Annotated in this window: 20 protein-coding genes and 2 pseudogenes; 13 read left to right on the top strand and 9 right to left on the bottom strand. The window is 66.0% G+C overall.

Translation table 11 applies throughout. The features are described 5' to 3' along the window. Window positions 1–163 precede the first annotated feature (163 nt). The 8 genes from ACFWXQ_RS04965 (at window position 164) to ACFWXQ_RS04930 (ending at window position 7,462) form a co-directional block, all read left to right on the top strand. Entirely contained in the window at window positions 164–1,258 is a 1,095-nt protein-coding gene (locus ACFWXQ_RS04965) for an acyltransferase family protein (protein WP_383943742.1), read from the top strand. Window positions 1,259–1,284: 26 nt separating this feature from the next. After that, window positions 1,285–1,698 (top strand): N-acetyltransferase, encoded by a 414-nt coding sequence (locus ACFWXQ_RS04960; RefSeq protein WP_383943728.1) that lies wholly within the window; start codon window positions 1,285–1,287, stop codon window positions 1,696–1,698. 791 nt (window positions 1,699–2,489) lie between these two features. Next, window positions 2,490–3,830 (top strand): hemolysin family protein, encoded by a 1,341-nt coding sequence (locus ACFWXQ_RS04955; protein ID WP_383943725.1) that lies wholly within the window; start codon window positions 2,490–2,492, stop codon window positions 3,828–3,830. 2 nt (window positions 3,831–3,832) lie between these two features. After that, the gene (locus ACFWXQ_RS04950) at window positions 3,833–4,852 is read left to right on the top strand and encodes a hemolysin family protein (protein WP_383943723.1); all 1,020 of its coding nucleotides are present in this window, start codon (window positions 3,833–3,835) and stop codon (window positions 4,850–4,852) included. A 287-nt stretch (window positions 4,853–5,139) separates the two neighbouring features. Continuing rightward, window positions 5,140–6,072, top strand: a complete 933-nt coding sequence (locus ACFWXQ_RS04945; RefSeq protein WP_383943720.1) for an ion transporter — start codon at window positions 5,140–5,142, stop codon at window positions 6,070–6,072. Between the two features lie 36 nt (window positions 6,073–6,108). Beyond that, window positions 6,109–6,414 carry a GlsB/YeaQ/YmgE family stress response membrane protein gene (locus ACFWXQ_RS04940; RefSeq protein ID WP_383943739.1) on the top strand — a complete coding sequence of 102 codons (306 nt, stop codon included), beginning with the start codon at window positions 6,109–6,111 and terminating at the stop codon, window positions 6,412–6,414. A gap of 94 nt (window positions 6,415–6,508) precedes the next feature. Next, window positions 6,509–6,649, top strand: coding sequence for a hypothetical protein (locus ACFWXQ_RS04935; protein WP_383943717.1), 141 nt, complete (start codon window positions 6,509–6,511; stop codon window positions 6,647–6,649). A gap of 285 nt (window positions 6,650–6,934) precedes the next feature. Continuing rightward, entirely contained in the window at window positions 6,935–7,462 is a 528-nt protein-coding gene (locus ACFWXQ_RS04930; protein ID WP_383943714.1) for a hypothetical protein, read from the top strand. Window positions 7,463–7,779: 317 nt separating this feature from the next. On the opposite strand, the gene ACFWXQ_RS04925 is transcribed toward ACFWXQ_RS04930, so the two are convergent. From ACFWXQ_RS04925 to ACFWXQ_RS04895, 7 genes and pseudogenes are all read right to left on the bottom strand, one after another. Then, window positions 7,780–8,001 (bottom strand): hypothetical protein, encoded by a 222-nt coding sequence (locus tag ACFWXQ_RS04925; protein WP_383943711.1) that lies wholly within the window; start codon window positions 7,999–8,001, stop codon window positions 7,780–7,782. Between the two features lie 226 nt (window positions 8,002–8,227). Then, window positions 8,228–8,697 (bottom strand): annotated as a pseudogene (locus ACFWXQ_RS04920) (NADP-dependent oxidoreductase); the annotation flags it as partial. Between the two features lie 41 nt (window positions 8,698–8,738). Next, on the bottom strand, window positions 8,739–8,978 hold the full coding sequence (locus ACFWXQ_RS04915; RefSeq protein ID WP_383943736.1) for a DUF5959 family protein: 240 nt from the start codon (window positions 8,976–8,978) through the stop codon (window positions 8,739–8,741). Between the two features lie 533 nt (window positions 8,979–9,511). Then, window positions 9,512–10,438, bottom strand: a complete 927-nt coding sequence (locus ACFWXQ_RS04910) for a universal stress protein (protein ID WP_383943708.1) — start codon at window positions 10,436–10,438, stop codon at window positions 9,512–9,514. 304 nt (window positions 10,439–10,742) lie between these two features. Further along, window positions 10,743–11,042, bottom strand: coding sequence for a DUF4259 domain-containing protein (locus ACFWXQ_RS04905; RefSeq protein WP_383943706.1), 300 nt, complete (start codon window positions 11,040–11,042; stop codon window positions 10,743–10,745). 434 nt (window positions 11,043–11,476) lie between these two features. Further along, window positions 11,477–14,899 (bottom strand): annotated as a pseudogene (locus ACFWXQ_RS04900) (ATP-binding protein); the annotation flags it as partial. 79 nt (window positions 14,900–14,978) lie between these two features. After that, window positions 14,979–15,296: a CU044_2847 family protein gene (locus ACFWXQ_RS04895; protein ID WP_383943703.1), complete on the bottom strand. Its 318-nt coding sequence runs from the start codon at window positions 15,294–15,296 to the stop codon at window positions 14,979–14,981. A gap of 365 nt (window positions 15,297–15,661) precedes the next feature. Between ACFWXQ_RS04895 and ACFWXQ_RS04890 the strand changes: the two genes are divergently transcribed. The 3 genes from ACFWXQ_RS04890 to ACFWXQ_RS04880 all read left to right on the top strand — a co-directional run bounded on the left by ACFWXQ_RS04890 (window position 15,662) and on the right by ACFWXQ_RS04880 (window position 19,699). After that, the gene (locus ACFWXQ_RS04890; protein ID WP_383943700.1) at window positions 15,662–15,895 is read left to right on the top strand and encodes an integrase core domain-containing protein; all 234 of its coding nucleotides are present in this window, start codon (window positions 15,662–15,664) and stop codon (window positions 15,893–15,895) included. Window positions 15,896–16,160: 265 nt separating this feature from the next. Further along, window positions 16,161–18,476: a DUF3376 domain-containing protein gene (locus tag ACFWXQ_RS04885; protein WP_383943697.1), complete on the top strand. Its 2,316-nt coding sequence runs from the start codon at window positions 16,161–16,163 to the stop codon at window positions 18,474–18,476. A 593-nt stretch (window positions 18,477–19,069) separates the two neighbouring features. Further along, the gene (locus tag ACFWXQ_RS04880; protein WP_383943694.1) at window positions 19,070–19,699 is read left to right on the top strand and encodes a hypothetical protein; all 630 of its coding nucleotides are present in this window, start codon (window positions 19,070–19,072) and stop codon (window positions 19,697–19,699) included. Window positions 19,700–19,709: 10 nt separating this feature from the next. Here the strand turns inward: ACFWXQ_RS04880 and ACFWXQ_RS04875 are convergent, their stop codons facing one another. Both ACFWXQ_RS04875 and ACFWXQ_RS04870 read right to left on the bottom strand, forming a co-directional pair. Next, entirely contained in the window at window positions 19,710–20,870 is a 1,161-nt protein-coding gene (locus tag ACFWXQ_RS04875; protein ID WP_383943692.1) for a hypothetical protein, read from the bottom strand. Between the two features lies 1 nt (window position 20,871). Beyond that, window positions 20,872–21,990 carry a helix-turn-helix domain-containing protein gene (locus ACFWXQ_RS04870; RefSeq protein ID WP_383943689.1) on the bottom strand — a complete coding sequence of 373 codons (1,119 nt, stop codon included), beginning with the start codon at window positions 21,988–21,990 and terminating at the stop codon, window positions 20,872–20,874. Window positions 21,991–22,312: 322 nt separating this feature from the next. Here ACFWXQ_RS04870 and ACFWXQ_RS04865 point away from each other — a divergent pair, with 322 nt between their 5' ends. Both ACFWXQ_RS04865 and ACFWXQ_RS04860 read left to right on the top strand, forming a co-directional pair. Beyond that, window positions 22,313–23,212 carry a hypothetical protein gene (locus ACFWXQ_RS04865; protein WP_383943687.1) on the top strand — a complete coding sequence of 300 codons (900 nt, stop codon included), beginning with the start codon at window positions 22,313–22,315 and terminating at the stop codon, window positions 23,210–23,212. 114 nt (window positions 23,213–23,326) lie between these two features. Further along, on the top strand, window positions 23,327–23,833 hold the full coding sequence (locus ACFWXQ_RS04860) for a hypothetical protein (protein ID WP_383943684.1): 507 nt from the start codon (window positions 23,327–23,329) through the stop codon (window positions 23,831–23,833). Window positions 23,834–23,835: the final 2 nt, after the last annotated feature.

Raw genomic sequence — 23,835 nt, 5'->3', positions numbered from 1 at the left:
GGAGTTGAGCCGTGTGGCTAAGGTGCCGGAGATGTTTTGCGCTGACGCAACACCCGCATTGGACGTAGGACGCGCGACCACGGGCCCGGGTTGTCTCGGGAGGGCCCGTGAATGACGCCACGCGCTCCGCCGACCGAGCGTCGGCCCGGAGCCGCAGGCGCAACTGCCGCTTGCGCGCCCGAAACCTCCCGCGGGCGACACCGCCGCTGCAGCGGAAACGGCGAAGCCGGTCAAGCAGCGCGACGCGTTCTTCGACAACGCCAAGTATCTGGCCATCGTGCTGGTGGCGATGGGGCATGCCTGGGAGCCGCTGCGCGGCGGCAGTCGGGCCGCGGCCGCGCTGTACATCGCCGTCTACGCCTTTCACATGCCGGCGTTCATCGTCATCTCCGGCTACTTCTCGCGCAGCTTCGACGCGAGCCCAGGCAGGATCCGGCGCCTGGTCACCGGCGTGGCCGTCCCCTATGTGCTCTTCGAGGTGGCCTACTCGCTGTTCAAGCGGTGGGCGGACGACGACCCCGGCTACTCGATCAGCCTGCTGGATCCCTGGTACCTGACGTGGTTCCTGGTCGCGCTGTTCGTCTGGCGGCTGACCACGCCGCTGTGGAAGATGGTGCGCTGGCCGCTGCCGCTGCCGCTCGCGCTCGCCATCGCGGTCCTGGCCTCCGTCTCGCCGGACATCGGCGATGACCTCGACCTGCAGCGCGTCCTGCAGTTCCTGCCCTTTTTCGTGCTCGGGCTGCTCCTGAGGCCGGAACACTTCCAGCTGGTACGCCGCCGGGCGGTGCGCCTCCTGGCCGTCCCGGTCTTCGCCGGGGCACTGGCGGTCGCGTACTGGGCGGTGCCCCGGATGAACGCAGCATGGTTCTACCGCCGCGACAGCGCCCAGGAACTGGCCGCCCCGGGCTGGACCGGTGTGGTGATGACCTTGGCCCTGTTCGGCTGCTCGGTGGTCCTGGTCGCGTGCTTCTTTGCCTGGGTGCCAGGTCGGAAGATGCGGTTCACGGTGCTGGGGGCCGGAACGCTGTACGGCTATCTGCTGCACGGCTTCCTCATCCAGGGTTCCCGCATCTGGGACTGGTACGAGCCCGACTGGATCCACCGGCCGCTGGGGGCGATCGCCGTAACGCTCGTCGCCGTCGTCGTGATCACCGTGCTGTGCACACCACCCGTGCAGCGCCTACTCCGGTTCTCGATGGAGCCGAAGATGGAGTGGGCCTTCAAGCGGGACGCCGTAGACCTGGCCCGATCCCAGTGAGGAAACCTGTCCGGGCTGTGCCACGGATGGAACACACGGTTGCCACGGCAACCGGGGGCAGCCAGGCCTTACACATCCTGGATGGCGGTAGACGGCAGATCGGTCTGCTCGACTACCAGGTCTGCCATCCCTGCCGGCTCGGCTACATCGACTGCATTACCGTGGCCGGCGGCTGGCAGGGCCAAGGACTCGCACGCGAGGCCGTGCACACCGCGCTGGCCTCCTGCCCGGGCTACATCTGGTCCACATCGCGGCAGTCGTCCCAGGGCCGAGCCTTCTTCAGCGCCCTGCGGGAGGAGTCCGACATAGCGTTCCCGGCGATCGCCGAGCGGTGCCCGCACATGGTGCTGGCATGTCCCCTGGCGGGACCCGTCCGCGGCTTCTTCGCGTGGCCGGGAGCGTCGGTCCTGAAGGCTGTCTTCGACGGTCCTCGCGGATAGCCTTCGCTCGGCCGAAGGGGGTTCAGTGGGTCATCATCGCGCTCGTGGCCGAGCACGTCCATGGACCGCCCCGCGAGCCAGGTGCTACATCGCATCTCCGGGAGGCGGACATGCAGTTCGCGCGGGACGTGCAGGTACGGGTGGGTGCCCAGCGGCCGCAGCAGCCTGGAGCCGGAGCGGGACCGGACACATGATGAAGACCGGGCCCTTCAACGGCCGGTCAGCGGCGGGATTCTCCGGCTGGCGGAAGGCGACCTACGGGTACTTCGCCCTGCCCGCTGCTGCTGCGGCCTTCGCCGCTGCGGGCGGGCTTGCGGGCTCGGGCGTGCCGGGGCGGCGAACCCTGCGTACCTCGTATCCGACGGCGGCACCCATTCGCTTGTTTAGTTTCCGCAGGAGATTCATGCCCTGACGCCAGAAGTGAAATACTCCGGATCGCAACGGAAGTTGACCAGGGATTTACTGACTCCTCGGCTCGCGGATACCTGCGAGTAAAGGGAAGGTATAGTCGAGCCTCGTGAGGGATGTCAGACATTGATGCGGCAAGTGCACTGATGCGGAAAACCTTCATGGCTGGCTCTCGCGACGCCGCAGGTGGGCATGGTCGCACAATGATCGCAGACGCGGTGGGCAGCGACCGGGAACGCGGATTCCGTCACAATCGTTTACCCGCTGCACACCAACTCAAGGAGCAAGCCCGTGTCCGCCACACCGACGGACCCACCGGGGCACAGTCCCCGACCACCCCGCCAGCAAGAGCTTGATCGCGGCACACCGCGGGGTGGTGTTCGATGAGTGCCGCACTGGGCCTGCTTGCCGTTCTCGTCCTGACCGTCGGCACCGGCTACTTCGTCGCCCAGGAATTCACCTACGTCGCTGCCGACCGGCTCGCGCTCGCCCGTGAGGCCGAAGCGGGCGACAAGCGGGCCGCCCGCGCTGTGAAGGTGCTGGAGCGGCTGTCGTTCATGCTGTCCGGCGCCCAGCTGGGCATCACCGTCACCGGCCTGGTCGTCGGCTTCCTCGCCGAGCCGTCCGTGTCCGCGCTGCTCAAGCCCGTCCTGACGGGCATCGGCACCCCCGACGGCGCGATCCCCGGCATCTCCGTCGTCCTGGCCTTCGTTCTGGCGACCGTGCTGCAGATGGTGATCGGCGAGCTGGCGCCGAAGAACCTCGCGCTCGCCGTGCCCGACCGGCTGGCCAAGTCGCTGGCCGCCTCCACCCTCGGGTACCTCAAGGTTGTCGGCCCGGTGGTGCACCTCTTCGACAGCGCGGCGAACAAGCTGGTCCGCAAGGTTGGCATCGAACCGGTGGAGGAGCTGCACCACGGCGCCACACTGGAGGAGCTCAGTCATCTCATCGGCGAGTCTCACGAGCGGGGCGAGCTGCCCCCGCGCACTGCCCAACTCCTCGACCATGCCCTGGAGTTCAACGAGCGGACGCTGGACGAGGTGATGGTGCCCCGCGCGGACGTGGCCTTCGTGGGCAAGGACGCCTCCGCAGCCACCACGGTGGAGCTGATCGCCAAGCACGGGCACTCCAACTACCCCGTCCTCGACGATCACCCCGACAACGTGATCGGCGTGATCGGTGTGCGCGAGCTGATGCGACTGCCCGCGGACCGCTTCGACGGCGATCAGGCCGCGACGGCCGGCGCCCTGGCCCGGCCCCCGCTGCTGCTGCCCGACACGCTGCAACTACCCGACGCGGTGGACCAGATGCGCGAGCGGGACGACGAGTTCGCCGTCGTGCTGGACGAACACGGTGGCGTGGCCGGCATCGTCATCTACGAGGACATCGCCGAGGAACTGGTCGGCGACATCGCCGACGAGTCCGACCAGGTCGTGGAACTCGCCGTCCGTGAGGGCGACGGGGACGGCTGGCTGGTGGACGCCGGCCGCCGCCTGGACGAGGTCGCCCAGGCAACCGGCATCGAGCTGCCCGAGGAGGACGACTACGACACCGTGGCCGGCCTGATCGTGGACCGGCTCGGGCGCTTCCCGGCCATCGGCGACCGCGTCACCGTCGAACTGCCCGACGGCGGCCGCGCGGTGATCGACGTACGCACACTCGACCGCCATGTCCCCGAACGCGTCCGGCTGCAACAGCTGGCGCAGAGCCGTCAGGAGGAGTAGGCGTGAGTTTCCCGATGGCGCTCTTCGTCACCGTGCTGCTGCTGATCGGCAGCGGCTTCTTCGTCGCCGCCGAATTCGCCCTGGTCGCCTCCAAACGGCACCGCATGGAAAAGGCCGCGGCCGAGGGGCAGCGCGGCGCCAAGGCGGCGCTCGCCGGGATGCGTGAACTGTCGCTCATGCTCGCCGGCGCCCAGCTCGGCATCACGGTCTGCACGCTGGGCCTGGGCTCGATCTCCAAGCCCGCGATCTCCCACGAACTCGACCCCCTGCTGGAGAAGCTGGGACTGCCCAGTGGGGTGAGTTACGGCATCGCGTTCGCCGTCGCGATGATCATCGTGGTGTTCCTGCACATGGTGGTCGGCGAGATGGCCCCCAAGTCCTGGGCGATCACTCACCCCGAGCGTTCCGCGATGCTGCTGACCCCGCCTTTCCGGGGAATCGTCAAGCTCGTACGCCCTCTCATTTCTGTGCTCAACAAGGTGAGCAACGCCCTCGTGCGGCTGTGCCGGGTGACCCCTCGCGACGAGCTCGCCTCGGTCCACAATCGCGAGCAGCTCACCCACCTGGTGGCGGAGTCGGAACGGCTAGGGCTGATCAGCAAGGACGATTCCGAGCTGATCACCAGCTCGCTCACCGAGCCGCAGACCCCGGTCGGAGACCTCCAGGTACCGGCGGACCAGATCACCTCGGTGCCTGCGCAGGCGAGCGTCGACGACATCCTTGCCACCGCGGCCGCGCACGACCGCAGTCGCCTGCTCGTGCGCGACGGTTCTCTGGTCGTCGGCTCCGTCCACGCCCGCGACGCGCTGATCGCCCGCGCCCGCGGCAGGGCCGCCACCGCTCGTGAACTCGCCCGCCCGGTACCGGAACTGACCGCACAGGACAACGTCGGTCACGCCATCGAGCAACTGCGCCGGCACCGCGCCTCCCTCGCCGTGGTCGGCGACGACAGCGGACGGCTCACCGGCCTGGTCACCCTCGACGACCTGCTGGCCCGCCTCCTGGACCCGCAGTCGGGGTGAAGGGGGAACTCGGGGTACCTGCCCAGTGCGCGGGGCAGGGACCCCAGGCCCGTCCGGTCAGTCGCTCGGCCCAGCGCACCGGCTGTTCGCTCGCCTGATTCGTGTCCAGTGGGCCGCAGGCAGACCGGCGGCGTCGTGGCATGCCAGACCGGCTCCGGGGGCGCGGTCAACGCCCTTGTCCCAGTGCACAGTTCACCCTGCCGTCACCGCCGAGGGGCACACGCTTACTAAGATCCACTTCCGGTGGGTGATGCACGATTTTGCGGTGAGGGAGCTGGAAGCGCGTGATGACGGATGGCGTGGCCACGCGATTAACCACTCGCCAGGTTCTGGCCGAACGTTGTCGCGCCCTCACCGAGGCCCGCTGGTTCGCCCTCGCGGTCTTCGCGCTGATCATTGCCAACGCGGTAGTCCTCGGCATCGAGACCTACACGGGAGTCGTTCACCGTTGGCACGGGGAGCTGAAGCTCGTCGAGTACTGCTTCCTGGCGGCCTTCACGATCGAGATACTCCTGCGTGTCTGCGCCCATGTCGACCGCCCGCGCGACTTCTTCCGCGACCCGTGGAATCTCTTCGACCTGGCCGTCGTGGTCTCCGCGTTCCTGCCCGTCGTCCGTGAGAACGGCACCATTCTGCGGCTGCTGCGCCTGGCCCGTGTCCTGCGCACGGCCCGGTTCCTGCCCCAGCTGCGGACTTTCATGGTCGCGGTCGGGCGCAGCCTGCCCGGTACTTTCAGCTTTCTGCTCGTTGGCGCCCTGCTGCTGTATGTCTACGCCATGGTGGGCTGGGTCTTCTTCGCCGACAACGACCCCGGACACTTCGGCTCCCTCGGCCGCGCCGTGCTCACCCTCTTCCTCCTGATGACCCTGGACGGTCTGGGCGACGCGGTCCGCGCTGGCCTGGAAATCTCCCGCTGGAGCATCGTCTACTACGCCTCCTACGTCCTGCTCGCCTCCTTCGTCCTGGTCAACGTCCTCATCGGGGTCGTCATCAGCTCGCTGGACGAGGCCCGCGAACTGGAGCGCGAGCAGGAGGAGGCGCGGAGTGCGGTCGAGCCATCCCCTGCCGTGACAGGGGATGAGGCAGAACGCGAGCTACGCGAGCGGATCGCGGCCGCCCGACGAGCTCTCGACGATCTCGAAGTGAGTCTTCAGCGCTTCCCCGTGCGCCCACCGCATGAAGCGGAAGGGACTGTGCCATCACCCTCAAGGCACACCTGAGATGACCAGACTTGGCGAAGAGGGGCAGCCACGGAGATCTCGGGCATCGTCAGCGCCATCGTGATCGGCATCGTCATCGGCGTGCTGGGCCGGTTCGTCGTCCCCGGCCGCCAACGTATCGGTGTGCTGTGGACCATCCTCGTTGGCATGGCGGCCGCGTTCGCCGGCACGGGCATCGCGGCCGGGTTCGACGTCGCCGACAGCAAGGGCGTCGACTGGGTCGAGCGGCTCATCCAGATCGGCCTGGCAGCACTCGGCGTCGCCGCGCTGGACCGGATCAAAGGGGCGCCGCCGCTGAGTCGGCCGCTGCGACGGGGTGGATACGCCGGCGCCATCGGGTAGTGGTGAAGCGTGATCTGACGGGGCGGGCACAACTGCGCGAGGCCGCCTTGGAGTTGTTCGCCGAAACTGCTTCTATACGACCTCGATCCGGGCGATGGCGGCCGCGGCCGGACTGGCGCCGGCGCTGGTGACACGCCACTTCGGCCCCAAGCCGGGCCTGCGGGCAGCCGTCGACAAGCACGTGCTGGACCGCATCGCCGAACAACTGAAAGACCTGAGGTTTAGCTCCTCCTAAGGGGCGCTCCGACCCGTGCAGACATGCGGCTTCGCGGTCAATGGCCGGTCCGTCCGCCTCTTCGACTGATCGAGAGTCCGGCCAGCGGAAACTCAACCGTCGTGCGGACGGCACCGGCCATCCCTTCGGCGGAATGCCGTCCTTCGCTCGAAGTCACCAAGTGCTGATGCTGCTTTCCGTTGGGCAGGCGGCAGGGGCCATCCCGGCCTCTTCACTCCGCCAACTCCGCTTCCTATGCTGCTCCTTGGCAGCATCCTGCGGCATGGCAGGGACAGGAGGATCTCGGTGGCGCATCCGACCGGAGCCGATGAACTGGGCGCGTTGATCGGTGAGCACGGATACGACTGGGAGCGGGCCCGGCGCGGCGCTGTCGGCTCGCTTGTCGTCGGCGTGCTGGGCACCGCCATCGGCGTCCCTGTGGCCATCGGATACATCTCCGACGCCGGAAGCAGCGGCTTCAGTCCACTGCCCGGCCTCGTGCTCGGCCTGGGCCTGCTCGGGCTAGCCGTCGGAAGCACCCTGCTGGCCCGCAGTGTCACCCGCCGACGGGAGGTCTTCCGCCTTCACCAAGGCGGGCTGGTGCACCACCGGGCCGATGCCGAACGCGTCCTGGCCTGGCAGGACATCGCCCGCGTGGACTACCAGGAGAACGACCGGGCCGCCGCCCGATTAGTGGGCACCGATGTGCGCTGCCTGATCCACCTCAAGGCCGGCGGCCGACTCCGCGTCACCGGCTACCACGACAACGCCCACCGTCTGGGCAGCACCCTGTGGCGTGCCATCGCTAAGGACGAACGCCCGACCACTCCCTGACCACCGCTTTCCAAAGACCTCGTATGGGTGCGGCTCGTTTCGGTCGACTCCTGCTCGTCGATGGGTGCCAACGGCTGGCCGCCTTGATCAGGGCGTTCTGCAGCAGGGCCCCAGCGGTGTGCCGGTCTTCCCGCTGAGCAGCACTGCGGTCCCAGCAGCGACAACGATCGGTTCTCCACGAACTCCCGGAAGCCGTTCTGCGCTTCGGTATTCATCGTCTCGACCGCGATGCCACCGCGACGAAAATGCAGCGGACAGGCAGAGGGCCCGTATCGCGCCCGTGCGCGGTACGAGCCCCGGCCTCACGGCGGTGGCGATCAGCTCCAGGAGTGCTCGCCCACCAGCAACACGTGCTCGAGCACGTCCTCCATCGGGTCATCCACCTGGCCCACGTTGACCAGTCCGATCCGGGGGCCGTTGTGCGAGGCGGTGTTGGTCTCGTCGGCGTATGCGACCCCCGTCGGCAGCGCGCACACCGCCGCCAGGACCAGCACCCGGGTCAGCCCACACGCCACGGCCCTCGCCCGCTCATTCGTCATCGCACGGCACCTCATTCATCGGTTCGGCATCTGATCGGACCCTGCGTCCACCGGTTCATCTGCCGAAACCAATAGAAGGTCACGTTGAGCAACCCGTACGTGACCTTCGCGGGCCCAAGTTCGACGTGCTTGGGCGCGGCTCAGCCGTGGCTGTGCGATCTCATTGAGTCCACCCCAGACCGCGTTGCTCGGGCGGGCCTCGACCGTGCCGGTGACCGAGTCGCGGTGGAGCCAGGGTGGCCAGGCGTTCCGCGAGGCCGGTGCCGTAGGTGGTGGGAACGGCTCCGAGGGAGGTGAGGAACTCGTGGTTGCGCTCGCCGGCCGTCCCGATCACGGTGGCGCCCTGGGCCACCGCGATCTCGACCGCGGCACTGCCCACGCCTCCGGCGGCGCCCTCGACGAGCAGGGTGCGCCCCCGCAGGGGACCGAGCGCCTTCAGGCCGCCCATCGCGGTCACGGATGCCAGACCGGCGCCGGCGCCTCCTCGTCGGTCCAGGCGGTGGGCGCGTGGGCCCAGGCCGAGAGCACGGCCAGCTCGGCTGTCGCGCCGGTGACGCCGCCCAGCCCGAAGACACGGTCACCGATGCTCACCCCCTGCACGCCCTCGCCGATCTCGTCGACCACGACGACGGCATGCCGCCCGGGAATCGCGGGCAGGTCCACGGCGAGCACCTCGCGCACCGCCCCGGAACGCAACTAGTGGGGTGAATATTCGGCGAGCGCCGACGCGCACTGCGCTAAAGCTGACATTGGTGCCAGGTGCAAGTTGGGCGGGCCGCCTGGTTCATCCAGGGCCGTCGACCAGTCATCCAGGGCTTGAGTGACAAGCACAGCCCAAGGGGCCCGCTGGCGTAGGTGCTCGTGATGACGAGCTCAGCATCAAGGCAGTCGTTGTACGGCGTGTTCCCCGGCCTGGTCCGCCCCAGCATGCGCAACCGGACACTGCTGTCCGATTCGATCAGGCGGATCAGGTCCACCCCGTCGCCCTCATCCACGCGCCCTCCCGGAACCCGCAACGTTCCCGATCATCATGTATGAGTCGCGAACTGACCCCCCGAAAGCCTGCGTCGGCGACCGCAACCACCAGCACCTAATGGCCTGATCAGTGCTTTCGGCACGCGCCTCATACCCGCCCCGCCTCCTGAGATTTCGTCTGTCGGCCCGCGCCCAGGCAACGGAAACAGGAGACTGTCGTGCACCCGCAGGAGAGGACGGAATCCTTCCAACGCACCGTCGTACGGGTGCGTGGAACACCGGTGGAGCTGACGGGAGGACGAATCGACAACGAGCCGCGCCGGGTGGGCGGGCCGGGCTGGCCGAGTCACTGGTCGCCGTACGGCAAGTCTCCTGAGCGCGGTGCCGTGCGCCCACCACGAACGCCTAGTCGTAGCCGCGATGTCCGTGAGTGGCCAGATTCGGGTGCAGCCTGAGCGTGCCGAAAGCGCGGGCCGGCCTCAGGCACCAGGAGTGACTCAAGCCCGCCTCGTGACGGCCGCATCAGTCCGCCATGTCACTCCTGTTGCGAAACCACCGCCACCGGACAGTCGGAGTGGTGCAGCACCGTGTGTCCCACCAAGCCGAGCTGCGGTCCGAGGTGGCCGCGAGGCCGACGGGCGCCGATGACGAGGAGATCGCCCGCCGAGGACCGGGCCACCAGCGCATGGCGTGCGGAGCCCTCGACGAGCGCGCGGTGCACGACCACGCCGGGGTACTCCTGGGCAACGCCGTCCAACGCCTCGTCGAGCAGAGCCGCGGCGTCATCCTCCTCGGCATGGGCGGGCTCCCCGGTCAGCAGCGGATGCGACGCAGCCCGGTGAGCCGGGCGACGCCAGGCCCGTACGGCCTCGATCTCCCACTCGCGCACCGCGGCCTCCCGGAAAGCGTGCCGGACCGTTGCTGGCGCTGTGGCACCGGTTCCGACGCCCAGAACGATACGACCGATAGCGGCTTGTCTCTGCTGCGCCCGGCCGCGTACCACGACGACCGGGCAGGGAGCACGGGCGGCAAGGGAGAGACTGACCGAGCCCAGCAGGAGTTCCCTGATCGGGCCCATGCCTCGTACACCGGTCACGAGGGCACTGGCGCGGAGTGCCTCGCGCAGCAGCGCCGACACGGGATCCTCCGGTACCACGCCCGTGCTGATCTCCAGCATCGGGGCGCGCAGCCCGGCACGCCGGGCCGCTCCCGCCACAATGCTCTCGGCGAGATCGTGTCCGGTCACCGCATCCGAGACGACATCGGGTGTGTCCGCCAGGGCCGCACCCTCGTACCGCTCCCACAGCGAGGCGTGAACGACCCGCAGCGGCACCCTGTGGCGGACTGCCTCGTCCACGGCCCAGTCGACGGCATGGAGGCTGGGCTCCGAGCCATCGACACCCACGACTATCGGCAGCACCATGGTTCCCACCGCCTTCAGAACTCCGGGATGTTCTCTCATTCTCCCTCCGCGGGCCGACGCATGTCGTGCGCCATTCGGCAGCGTGGCAGACGAGAGGTCCTCGGCCGCCCACGGGCGTGGTCAAGCACCCGATATGCCGACCTTGGTGATGGTGTCAATCGCCTGCCCGGTTGGCGGGACAGAGATGAACGGCCCCTCGTCACGCGGCATGGCCCCACTCCACACCAATAGGTCGGCGTGCGAGGGAAAGCAGCTCTTGGGTATGGAGTAGTCCTTCGCCTTGCTGTGGCGGTCCCTGCGGGCTCTGGTCCAATTTCTCTGCCCCGTGACTGTGGGTGATCGCTCAGATGGCGAAGAGGGCTTCCTCTTGTGGAGGGAGCGGAGGGTCAAGGACGTCGCGAAGACGGGTGATGTCGTGGTGCCACTTCGAGCCGTTCGCAGCGTTGTCCCAAAGTTCGGCGAGTTCAGACCGCTCGGAGGCTACTTGGTCCAGAGCGTCGACGGCGAGCGTTCGAAGGTCTGCGGGCAATTCTGGCGGCGGCTCTGACGGACCGTAGTTCGAACATGGCAGTTCGCCATTCGGGTGCTGAGCAGCGACCCCGGCCCCGATTGAGACGATCCCGACCCGCTTCGACCTACCCATAGTTCACACCGCACGCGCCCCGCGGTAAGGAAATGGCTTGTCACTTGCCATCCCAGCGAGATCGCAGACAACAGCAACCCCAGTACCGCCATGGTGAGTGTGCCGTCCATGCGTGCAGAGTAACGAGCGTGAGGGATGTCGGACAGGGAGCGTGATCAGGTCGGCATCACGAGATCGCTGACAGAGCCAAATTCAATGAGCCTCATCAACGGTGCCACACGCACCGCCGAGGCGCGGGGGCTGCGGGTGAAGTCAGTGCAGGAGCCCGTGGTTTCGTTCGGGCAGCGCGCTACGAGGGCTCGCGGCAGGGCACGAACGAAGACTACGTGGGCGCGGGACTGGTCCCAAACTGCGAAGTGGTCGCACTGCAGCTGGCGGGACAGGGAAGGACTACCGGAGCCCTATCGGCCTCCTCGATGTTGTGCACTGGCCTGCTATGACGAGGTCATGCATGCATGCAGGACGGACATCAAGTCGTCGGGGTTGACCGGCTTGGTCAAATAGTTGGAAAAGCCCAACTCGATGGCTTTCTCCCGGTCGCCCGGCATTGCCTTTGCGGTGAGCGCGATGATCGGCAGTCCGGCGAACTGGGGCATATTGCGGATCGCCGTCGTGGTCGCGTAACCGTCCATGTCGGGCATCATGATGTCGAGCAGGACAGCCATCGGGCCGTCGTGGTCCTCTAGCACTTCGATGCCCTCGCGTCCGTTCTCCGCATATATCACCGACAGGCCGGCCTTTTCCAGGACGCATGTGAGGGCGAATACGTTGCGGATGTCGTCGTCGACGATCAGCACCGTGTTGCCGTCGAACCGACTAGGGGGCAGGCCCAGCACAGCCTCTTCGTCTGCGCTACGCCTTGTATCCGTGCGGGCTGTCGCCGAAGCCGAGGAGGCGCGGGCGCTAGACGGCGGATCCTCGGACGCAGTAGGGCGTGCAGGCCATCTACGGTTAGGCGCCTCGGTGTCCAGGGGCGAGAGGCGCGAGTCGAGCGGTAAATACAGCGTGAACGTGGAGCCTCGCCCCGACTCACTCTGAGCATGGATCTCCCCGCCGAGGAGATGCGCGACTTCGCGTGCGATGGACAGCCCGAGCCCCGTGCCGCCGTACCTCCGAACGATCGCGATGTCCCCCTGTGTGAACGCCTCGAAGATCATCTCCAGTTCGTCGGGCGCGATGCCGATACCGGTGTCGCGAACGCAGAACGCGATCAGGTCGTCATCCGCGTCGTGTGTTGAGTCCAACTCTAGAAGCTGGTCCCGGATTGAGGTTGGCACGTCAGTACCTGCGGGCCTGATGACTAGTTCTACCGCTCCCGTGTTGGTGAACTTCACCGCGTTGGAGAGCAGGTTGCGCAGCACCTGGAGGAGCCGCTGTTCGTCCGTGTGCAGCGTGGCCGGCAGCTCCGGCGACACCCGTACGGAGAAGTCGAGGTCCTTCTCTACTGTCAGCGGATGGAAGGTGGCTTCTACGTAGTCGACGAGTTGGACCAGTGCGATGCGCGTTGGTGAGACGCTCATCTTGCCTGCCTCGATCCTGGAGAGGTCGAGGATGTCGTTGATCAGCTGGAGCAGGTCGGAGCCCGCGCCGTGGATCGTTTCGGCGAACTCGACCTGCTTGGGGGTGAGGTTGGAGTCCGCGTTGGCGGCGAGCAGCTTGGCCAGGATCAGAAGCGAGTTGAGCGGTGTTCGCAGCTCGTGTGACACGTTGGCCAGGAACTTGATCTTGTAGCTCATGGAGATGGCGAGCTGTTCGGCGCGTTCCTCCAGGACCTGCCGTGCTTCCTCGATCTCGGTGTTCTTGACCTCGATGTCGCGGTTCTGCTGGGCCAGAATTTCGGCCTTCTCCTCCAGCTCGGCGTTGGAGTCTTGCAGAGTTTTCTGACGGCTCTCCAACTCGGCTGACCGCCGGCGTAGTTCGTCGGTCAGTTCCTGCGACTGGCTGAGCATTTCCTGGGTCTGTTGCTGCTCCAGGATTACTGCGCTGCTGTGCTCAATGAAGTCCGCAACGTCCTGGGGGATGTCGTTTCTGCGCTCGCCCAGCCACCGTTGTGCCTCTGCCACCCGGGTGGCGGAGAGCAGGTCTTTGTCCCGGGCGCGTTCTTCCATCACCGCCAGCCATTGCTGAAAGACGGCGTCTTCCTGTACCCAGGCTGACAGTCGGCCCCACTCCCTGATGAGGGCTTCGTGTGCGATTTCTGCTGTCTCGGGTCCTCCGCTGCCCAGGACGACGAGACGGCGGTCGGGGTCGGCCAGGAGCTGGGTGATGTACCAGTCGTTGCCAAGGTGCGACCGCTGGGCAGTGACACGTACGGCGCTGGCGGCCCCGCCACGGGCGCGCACCATGGAAAGCAGGACGCGGCGGATGCGGTGTTCCTGCAGTCCTAGTTGTTCGCGTAGTTCCTGGTAGACCTTTTCGGCGTGCTGGTTGAGTGCTCCGGACACGCCGCCGAGGCCGTAGTAGCTGTCAAAACTGATCTGCCGTTCGTGCTGCAACGGCCATAGTTGTGTGAGGGCGAACTCCAGCAGCGGAAGGCTTCCCGGCGACCTGCTGGCTTCGGCGGCAATCTTCTCTGCCAGCCCCGGGGTGAAGGTGACGCCCGTGAGGTGCGCTGGTTCCACGATCACCCGGGTCAGCGCTGATTCATTGAGGGGAGAGACGTTCAGCTGCCGGTCTTGCAGCCGGGCACCGATGTCCGGCAGCTCCAGCAGGTCGGGGAGGAAGTCCGCACGGAGCGTGCACACCAGACGAACGCGTGGATCCTGCACCGTATCCGGGGGTGGGAGCAGGTGCTGCAAAAAGTGCAGAGGATCGGTGCTGCCCGCGCCGCTGAGTACTTCCTCGAACTGATCTCCCACCAGAGTCAGAGGCTTGCCTGCCAGGACGGCAGTCTTCGACGCCACGGTCCAGAAGCCCTCTTCCCGTAGGGCGCACGCCCGGCGCTCGAGCTGCTCCAGGGAGTGGCTGGCGCCCGGACGTTCCAGGTCGAGCAGAGCGCGGGCCAGCGACTCATAGGGCGCAGCTCCGGGACGGAAGGTGCTCACCTTCCACCCGTCGTTCTCCAGCACCGGATGCAGGCCGGCCGCCACCAACGACGACTTGCCCACGCCCGACGGTCCCGTGACCATGACTAAGGGCTGAGCCTTCACCATGTCCTGGAGGCGTTTGACCTCCCGTTCCCGCCCCACGAACACCCCTGCCTTGGCGTCCTGGGGGGTAAAGGTTTGCAGTCCCCGGTAGGGGCATGGGGGCAGCACAGCCCGGCCCAGAACATCCCCCCAGGCGGCTGCCACCTCCGGCAGAGGAATGGCATAGGCATCCTGTGTTTCGTCGGTCTTGCCGGCGATGGCCAGCAGGCCGACCACCACATCACCCCAGCGGTCTGTCGCTATGACCGGGGCGCCGCTGTAACCGGGCTGGGCTCGCAGAGCTGCCTCAGAGCGCGTATCGAGCTGGATCAGTCCCCCTCCGACTGATCCCCGGAAGACACACGTACTCCATGCACCATTGGTTCGCCGCTCGGGGACACGCGCGAACCCGAAGACGGAAACCGGCGTATCGGCAACCACGCCGACCCGCGCGTCCACCAGCCGGGCCGGGCCCGCCCCGCGAGGCAATGCGTCTCCGCCCACGATCACGAGGCCTGCGATGTCACGGCCGGCGCCGGCGGAACCGGGAGGCGCGTCCCAGGCTGCCACCCGGCACACTCGCAGTGGCGCACCTTCTCCGTCGCCCAATAGCACGAACTCCACCTGAATACGCGCAAGTTCGGACGGGGGTTCACGATGGAACTTGTCACGGCCGAGTGCGGCGTTGACCACGTGAGCACAGGTAACGATGTGTCGGTCGCCCACGACCACCCCTACACCGACGGGGGTCTCCGATGTCTGTGCGCGGATCTTGACGATGAACCCTTCGCGCTGAGCATGCATGAGCTCAGGCGCGCTTCCACAGCACACGGACAGCGAAGTTCACTTCGGCCGTCCCTTTCGCGATGATCACGCCGCTCTCGCCACCGACCTTGAGGCCGAACTCGATCTCCATTTCATCTGGCTGGAGCTCCTTCACGGCTTCGGATACCTGTGCCAGGGCTGGCCGTATCCGTCGTAGTGCCTCGTGCAACGACGTCTGTGCACGGGCGACAGTTCCGTCATCTGCTGCCAGTTCGAGGTCTGAGCCCGCCAGGCCGCTGTCTACTTCGAAGACGGCCGTTTCCTCACAGCCATCCACGACCATCGCGATGAGCTCCGCCACAGGCCCCCCAATTGCTTCCAAGACAAGAAACCTATGGTGGGGCATCCAGCGCTGAACCCGCAGTGAAAGCCCAAGTCCCGCTCCCACCAGATCTCGCCATGAACGCCCGCTGACCGTTCGGCCGAGATAGCGGCCCGCTGCTGGACGCGAAGCACTCCCGGTCCGTGGGAGACGATGCGCCGCGCGCACCGGACCAAGGGGCATCGAGGGCTGTGGCAGACGGTGGTTCGTGATGGGTGGGGCGCCGAGCTGGTCGCCGACGCTCTGAAGGCTGCCTGTCGGCAGCGTCCCCACCCGTCCGGTGATCTTTCACTCCGATCGCGGGTGCCAGCACCAGTCAGCAATCCGCCTTACTGGTAACGGAGTTGGACCTCCAGCTGTCGGTGGGCCACACCGGGCAGTGCTGGGACAACGCGCTCACCGAGTCGTTCCTCGCCACCATCAAACGGGAGTTGCTCGACATGAACACCTGGCCCGGCCGGACCGACGCTCGCACCGTGATCTTCGATTTCATCGAAGGCTGGTACAACTTGCACCGACTGCACAGCAGCCTCGGCTACCGCAGTCCCGCCGACGATGAGATCGCACTCGCAGCCTGACCAGCACACCAAAGGTGTACGCCAAAGCGGACCAAGCTCAGCCGCGACTTTCACGCCGACCGCCCCGGCATCAAGCTGGTCGCTGTGTCGGGCGTATCTCGCGGATACCAAGAAAGAAGTGAGCCGACTGAGCAGGTCAGGAGCACTTCTCACGTTTTCGATCAAAGCCTAGACGGGTGGCCCGGTGAAAGTGCGGGGCTAGTCGTGCAGCCGTATGGCCCGCACGAACCTGCGGAGCGTACGGCGGCAGAGGATGGTGGCATGTATGGACGCCTCTGAGGATGAAGAGATTCGGCTGGCGCTCGTCATGAACGGCGGCGTGAGTCTCGCCGTCTGGATGGGCGGCGTGACACACGAGGTCGACTTACTGCGTCGAGCCTCAGATCCTGACGTGGCCCCAAGCACGGTCCGCGAGAGCGATCAGCCCATGTTCGAGCGGTGGCGGGCTGCTTGCAGCGCTTCGCCGGGGCGCCCGCGGCGTCGTGTCATCGTCGACGTGGTCGCGGGGACGAGCGCTGGCGGATTGAACGGCACACTCCTGGCTACCGCGATCGCGCGAGGCACTGCTCTGGACCCGGCCCCGGAGGCGGGTGCCACGGGTATGCCAGCAGCCGGGTCCAAGCTCAGGAAGGTCTGGCAGGATGACGCAGCCTTGCAGTTCGACAAGCTCCTGCCGCGGCCTGGGACGCCTCCACGTCCTTCCATTCTTGACGGCGCCTTCTTCGCGCAGGCCGTGGACCAGGTGCTGCAAGAAATCGACGGCCCAGTGAATCCAACGGGGGGACTCGCGGCACAGTCGCCGCCGATCACCTTGTTCGTCACGGCCACGTCGACAGGACCGGACGCACGGCTCTACCGGGACGCCTACGGCAACCCGCTGACTTGCCCTGATCACCGCCGGGTCTTCCGATTCCAGAAGCAATCCCTTCAGTACACCTACCAGGCCGCCCTTTGGGGAGAGCGGCCGGAAGAGGCCTTCGTTGCGGACATTGCCCGCAACGACTTCGACAGAGCCACCGGGCTGCCCAACGTCCTCGCTTCGACCGCGCGAGCCTCGGCTTCCTATCCCCTGGCTTTCGCACCGGTTCCCGAGATGGAACTGTCGACCAGCGTGCGGGTGCAAGGGGTTGGCGATGCCTCGTGGCTCATGGACGGCGGCGTCTTGGACAACGCGCCCTTCGGACCAGTACTGGAAGCCATCGCCAGCCGTGAGCTTTCCGGCCCCGTTGAGCGACTGCTGATCTACGTGGTGCCTTCGGCCGGCGCCCACGCCCCAGCAGAAGGGGCTGAACTTGAACCGCGATGGACTCACGTCCTGAGCAGCGCCATTCAGCATCCACGGGAAACGGACCTGCGCGCCGACGTGCAAGACATCCAAGCCCTCCTGGAGCAGGCAGACGGCCTGCACGCCGAGAGCAGAGACTTCTTCGCCACTCTGCTCACCACACCGGATCAGCGCGAGCAGGCAGCCGAGACCGCTCGCCTTATGCTGAACACCTACCGCCAGGGCCGGATCGTCGGTGGCATCTTTGAGGCCCGCCGGCTCGTCGCTACGACTTCACTGGCTCCCACCCAAACTGCCGCAGACCTGGGAGATACGATTCCGCTTTGGGTTCCGGAGATCCCAGAAGCGAGCACTGCCGCTTTGCCTGTGGCTCCGTGGCGATGGGGCATCACGGCAGCCGAGCGGACGATGCGCTTGTTCCTTCGTGACTTGCGGCGACGCCTGAGCGAGGCTCCGGGCGACGTCAACACGGCCAGCGGTCTGACCGAGCTGAGTACCGAGTGGTTGCCCCGCATTGACGCCGTGAAGCAAGCCTTCACTGACATTTTGCGTGTTGAGCTTGAGGGGGCTGGAGATGCTCCGGCCCAGACCGTCGGGGGTATCGTCAATCAGGTGATCGAGGCTCTACAGCTCGGTGAGGTCCTGGCCTGGCTCGTCTCGAGAGCCACGGAGTCCTACTGCAATGCTGCAGGGCCTGGGCTGAGCGCAGACGAGGTCCTGCATACTGCGCTTCATGTTGAGGTGATCTCTCGCGCCTTCCATGCCCGATCTCCATCGCGCCCGGCTGCACCGTTTAAGTTCCTGCGACTTGGCCCAGATGTCGCCATGCCGGTGCTCGGCACGGACCTGAGCGATCAAGTCATGGTCAACCCTCAGAGCAAGCTTTACGGCACCCAGCTTGCTCACTTCGGCGCTTTCGGCGATGCCACTTGGCGAGACTGGGATTGGCTGCTCGGCCGTCTCGATGCCGTTGCTCACCTTGGTCGTGCACTCGGCCTGGACGAGGACTGGGTGCTGGAGTCGCAGCTGGCGGTCCTCCGGAGCGAAGACGTCAGTGAAGCCGAATTGTCTGACCGTATGGGGTCGATGCTGGGATTGACGCTGTCTGGGCTGCTCGGCGAGCTCAGGGAGCTCCCCGGCCACCGGGGGCGCGATCTGGTGCGCAACCTGGTGGACTCCGCCGCGGACGGACTAGCTCACCTTGACTACCCCGCCGCCCTTCGGCGGCCAGCTCGTATTTTCGCCCGCGTGATCCGGCGCCCCCTTCGACTGTGGATGCGGACCAAGGGATTCTGAATGTGCTGCCCTGCACATCCAGTCGTGCAAGGGCAGCAGGCCAGCAGACATGGGGAGGTCGCCGATCGTGGTACACCGGTCCTCTTGTCGGACCCGCCCCGAAGCCATCGCCCGAGTCAGATCCACCACCGCAGGCGAAGCTGCCAGCCACAAAGAGACCGGAGTGGCTACGGCGGTTCCCGGCTCCACCGAGGTGCAGGCCCGTTTGTGAAGCCCTGGACCGCAGCCGACGTGGGTAGGCCGCTGGATGGCCTCAGATCACCGTCACATATGATCGATCACGAGCAGAAAACGCTTGGATCGCACGCCAAGTTGACCATTGTGGAGCCGCGAGGGACCGCACTAAGGTCAAGGCTATGACTCCAGCGGCAGTGCAGGGTTGACCCGCACTAGCCTGACCTGATGACTGAGGCCAGTGCCCGTGACCCGGGCAGCAGTGCCTCAGTTGTGCAGCGTGGCCGCGATGGGTGCGACATCGAAGGCCTTCGGCGCTGGCGCGGAGCGTCGATTCCATGAAAGGTTCCTACCGGTGGGTAAGTAGGCGGTCCTCTGTGAAGGGCTGGCCTCCTTGAGGCGAGGGTAGAGGTAGCACCATGACTGTGGCGGCGCAGGGTCCGGCAGAAGTGATCTCCGGTGCAGCGGCGCCTGGCACCTTGTTCCCGCGCGGCGCGGATATCGGAGTGCTGAACATTTTTGGCTTCGATACCGTAGTTGCTTATAGAGAAGACGCGCGGGAGATTGAACGGCGGGTCAGTGCGGGCGCAGCGGAACTCACGAATCGGCGGGCACTCGATCTACTGATGAACCTGCCGCTGGGCGAGCCAGTCCCGGTCACTTCCTTGAGCGAGGTGGAGCGGCGTGCGCTGCGGCGGATGCCCAAGGGAACGGTCTCACGGCATGGTGACATGGTCGTGCGTCAGGTAACTCAACCGCTCAAGGTTGACCTGGCCGTCGTTCCTGGTCGAAGTTGGACCGCCGCCAAGGAAAAGGCGGAGTGGTTCACTCCATTCTGTGCTCGGGCTGTCTTGATAGAGGGGCCTCTCCGTCGTCGAGAGGACGCCCTGATGGAGGCCGACTTCTACGGCATCGGCCTGCTGGTGGCGACTGGCCGCGACGTTGAGGTGATCGTGCCCCCTCGCCCCTTCGTCCGGCGGCGGTACACCGCAGCTGGCTGGCAGTTTGTAGAAGACGCGTATAGGCAGCTGTGCCCGACGAGTCGGTGAATGCCTGATCTCACGGCTCGACAGGCAGTGTCGCCCACGCCCTGAGGGGCGGAGGCACCTCGAAGCCCGCCTTCGCGTTTGCCGACAGGCCAAGACGCCGATTCTCAATGGCGTACTGATCGACAGCGGTGGCGCACCGGTCTCGCCACCACGTTTTACGCTCCAGTCCCGGCTTGCGGTCGGCGATCTCGATCACCCAGGCACTCCATGTGCTGATGTTGTGATCCTCCGACTCGCGTCGCGCTTCACTGCCGGTGTCGTAGAAGCGATCGAGGCCGCGACCATCACAGACGTCACAGCTGCAGGTGGCCGGCGGATCATTGGCGTACAGGTGGTCCAACGATTTGGCGGTCTTGAAGCACATCATGCTCGGCATCAGCACGGACGGATATTGTGGTCCGCCGCCGTTCCGCGAACCGATCAGCGCCTGCTCGCCGGGAGGGATGCTGTGCCGACGGGCACTATCAGCACCGATGCCTGAGAAGAGAGCACCGTGGACGAGTGCGTCCAGGGCCGCCAGGTCGCTACGGAGCAACGCGATGTCAGGCAGTTCCCTCAGTACGCGCCGCAGGTTGGCGGGAACGTTCTTGTCCTGCTCCATGGGATCGAACTGCCGGAACAGGGTGAGTGTCTTCGGATGGGGGATGCGCTTGCAGACGGCGATCAGCTGGTCGACGTACTGGTCGGTGAGCCAGACGGTGTTGACAGGCAGATTGACGACCGTGTCTGCTCGCTTGATCCGTTGCGCCTCCCGCATGACCGCCTTGAGCACCTTCGAGGCACCGGGAGGGATGTAGCCAGTCGGGGTGAGGGCCGCGCTTGCACCCCGAGCTTTCTGTAGCGCAAGTGAGGTGTCGACGGTGGCGAACAACTCGTTGCCGTCGAGCAGGAAGGGCTCGTCCTCGGTCGCCGTGTGGGTCTTGTAGGCCGCGGTATCGATCAGTAGTGCGCCCTCATATCCGGACGCCCGAAGCTGGAAGGCGCGTTCGCCCGCCTTCTCCCCGGTCGTCACGACGCCGCCGAGGTCGTCGTTGAGCGGAGACCGCATCTTGGGGATGAGGCGAGCGTTCTCGTGCAGCAGTACGCGCCCCTGCAGTAGAGGCGTTGCCGGTACCGACGCATCGAGGATCCGCAGAGCGGGCGTGCGGCCGGGGAACGACGGGTTGGCCATTTCACCTACCTGTTGGTGAGTCCGGTGACCGTGAGGTGACCGGAGTAGAGGAAGGACACGAGTAGATCTCGGTGAACTCCTCGAGTTCCAGGCCGGCCAGGTGAGCCGTCTCGGACAGGTCGAGGTGGTGCTGTTGCCTCAGTCGGGTTACGACCTCAGCGAGGTAGCGCGGGGTCTCGCGCTCGAAGGTAACGGGTTCGGTGGTGCGGTAGCCCAGCGCGGACATCTCCACCATGAGCGAGCGGTATTGCCATTCGGAGAGGACGCCGAGCGCCTTGGCCCTGAGAGCGAGCGCTGCCATTGACACCCCCCACCGACGTTTGAGCTTCATCAGCCGTGCCAAGTCCACCCCCGCCTGAAGATCAGGCAGGACAATCTCGTGCGGCATGAGGAACTCAGCTGCGAATTGGTTCGCTTGTTGTTCCTGCAAGCGGGCGTCCCCGGGTTCAGTGTGCATCACGATGTGCCCGAGTTCGTGAGCCAGGCTGAAGCGGAAACGGTCCCCAGGAGCAGTCGAGTTGAGCAGGAAGAGCGGACGTTGCCCCTGTGGCCACTGGCTGACGGCATCAAGGTCACGAGTTTGTAGATCACGTACCACGAGCAAGGCGCCCGCAGCTTCAAGTACCTCTACCACATTGGTAATTGGGCCCGCCGGAAGTCCCCACTCCAACCGTAGCGTCTCCGACGCATCAGCCGGCGTATCGAGGTCGTCGACGACGATGCGTCGGAACCGGTGCTTGTGGTCCTCACCGTCAGCAGCAGTGATTCCTTCCACCTGTAGACGGGTGAGGGCCAAGGTCGCGTGCACTCGCCGCAGTGCCAAGGCACCCAGGGATGCGCGCTTGCGGTGATGGACGAGCCCAACGCCGACCCCGCCGGTGTCAGTGGCGCGGCATAGCATCTCAGGTGTGTATCGAAGCGCTGCTGCATACAAGGCGAGACGCTCGCCCTTCACCGTGAGGCGACCGGCTTCAGCCCGACTGACATACCCCTGCGATACCGCCTCGCCGACCGCCTGGCGGCTCATCTCCCCTGCCAAGTCGGACTGCGTCCAGCCCCGGGACTCGCGCGCCAGAGTCAACAGAGCAGGTTGCGCAACCAGGTTGTCGAACTGCTCCATCTTGACGCTCACCTCCCGTGACTCGACTCTGCAGACTGGCAGACACGGTACACCTCATCGATGCATGCACAAAAACATGCCTGAAAATATTCCATCGATGATGCGGGTGCGTCTTGGTGGCTCTGCCTGCGTACCGAAGTCACAAACCGTGGTGTCCCGGTCGGTGGTGCGTACGCGCCGACCGCGGTCTTCTGATCGGTGACGGACTCCACCGCGACGCGAAACACGTCACGTCTCTGGGACCAGGATCGGCTCCAGGCCCGGCCTGATGGAAAGGTTGGAGTCGCCGCGGACTCTCACCCTTCGCCAGTAGGCTCCGGCCGTGACAGACAGCGCATCGGTCAGACGCCCCCACGTGGACTACCCACCGATTCCCAACGGGATGGACTATCTCGACAGCGTGGTGGACCACTTGTCCGGAGAGCCGAAGCCGCGCGACTTGAAGTACGCCGTACTCCATCTTCAAGCCGCGGCAGAAGTACTCCTGAAGGCCCGACTGCTCCAGGAGCATTGGAGCCTGGTCTTCAAAGATCCCGGACGCGCCGACCGATCCCGCTTCGAGAGCGGCGATTTCGAGAGCTGCGGTACCGCCGAGGCAGTCAGTCGACTGCGCAACATCGTCGGAGTCGACCTCCCCAAGGCGGCCATCGACGAAATCAATCAGCTGGCCAAGTGGCGCAACGCCCTCCAGCACTACGGCGTGACAGTGCCGGCTCCTGCGGTGGAGTCGCGCGCGGCACGCATCCTGGACTTCCTCCTGCTGTTCATCGCCGAGAACCTACTGCCAGGGCTCAGCGGTCGGGACGCGATGTATGCCGGGGAGGGTGAATATCACATCCGCGCCCGGCTCACCGATATGCGAGCCGTCATCAAGGCCCGTATGGACCGGGTCCGGCCCGTCATCGCATCTGTTGCCGAGCGGACAGTGGAATGCCCCGAATGCGGGCAACTGGCCCTGGTAGTAGGTTCCTCTCCTCTTCAATGCCGGTTCTGTGACGAGGAGCACCGCTCAGCAGTCGGCATCGCCGAGTTCTACGTCGGAGTTACTCTGGGCAAGGAGTGGGAGCCAGGGTACGAGGACTCAGCGACTTGGCCGATCGAGACGTGTCCAGACTGCACTGAGCATGCCCTGGTCCTTGAGACTGAGACCGCTGCGGCTCCTGGAAGACATACGCCTCTTTGCTTCGCCTGCGGAACCGTTCTCCAGAACGGCGGCGGGTAAAGCGGCGAACTCAAAGAGCGTTTTGTCCCGGCAGGGCTGTTTGCGAAGTCGACGGTTGGCCGCCGCTCGGGACTGCTTTGATCCGAAGAAGGGTGGCTCTGGCAAGATGACGTCATGTTCGATTTCGGCATCGCGGGCTACCAGCCGGCATGGTTGGACGGCCGTAGCGACGTCGTGCAGGAGCATGGGCATCGTCTGCGTGGTCTTGCTGGCCGGACGCTCACTAGGGTCTGGATGGTCTGGGACCTCAGGGATGACGAGTGGTTCTGCGATTGCCCGGTGCTGTTCGACTTCGATGGCCAGCAGGTCGAGATCAACCATCAGAAGCTGGGCGATCTCTCCCTGACCTGGAACATGATCGACCCCACCTGTCCAGTCCGGTGGCCTGGCTTCGACCTGCAGTGGCGCCGCGAGCCTTTTCCCGAGCTGCAGGCTCTGCGGGGGCTGCAGCTCAAGGGGGCCGAACTGCTCGAATGGGCGGGCGGGGACGTCGCTCAGGGAAACGTCGACATCAGCTTCGCCTTCGAGGCGGGTCGCGTGTCTATCTTCAACGCACTCGACGAGAACGGGGTGAGCTTTGACCTTCCCAGTCCGAGCCAACGATCCCACCCGTTCCATTGACG

Source organism: Streptomyces sp. NPDC058697 (assembly GCF_042715345.1).
Taxonomy (GTDB): domain Bacteria; phylum Actinomycetota; class Actinomycetes; order Streptomycetales; family Streptomycetaceae; genus Streptomyces; species Streptomyces liliifuscus.
The sequence above is the reverse complement of the archived record's forward strand: the minus strand, read 5'-3'. Positions and strand labels throughout refer to the sequence as shown.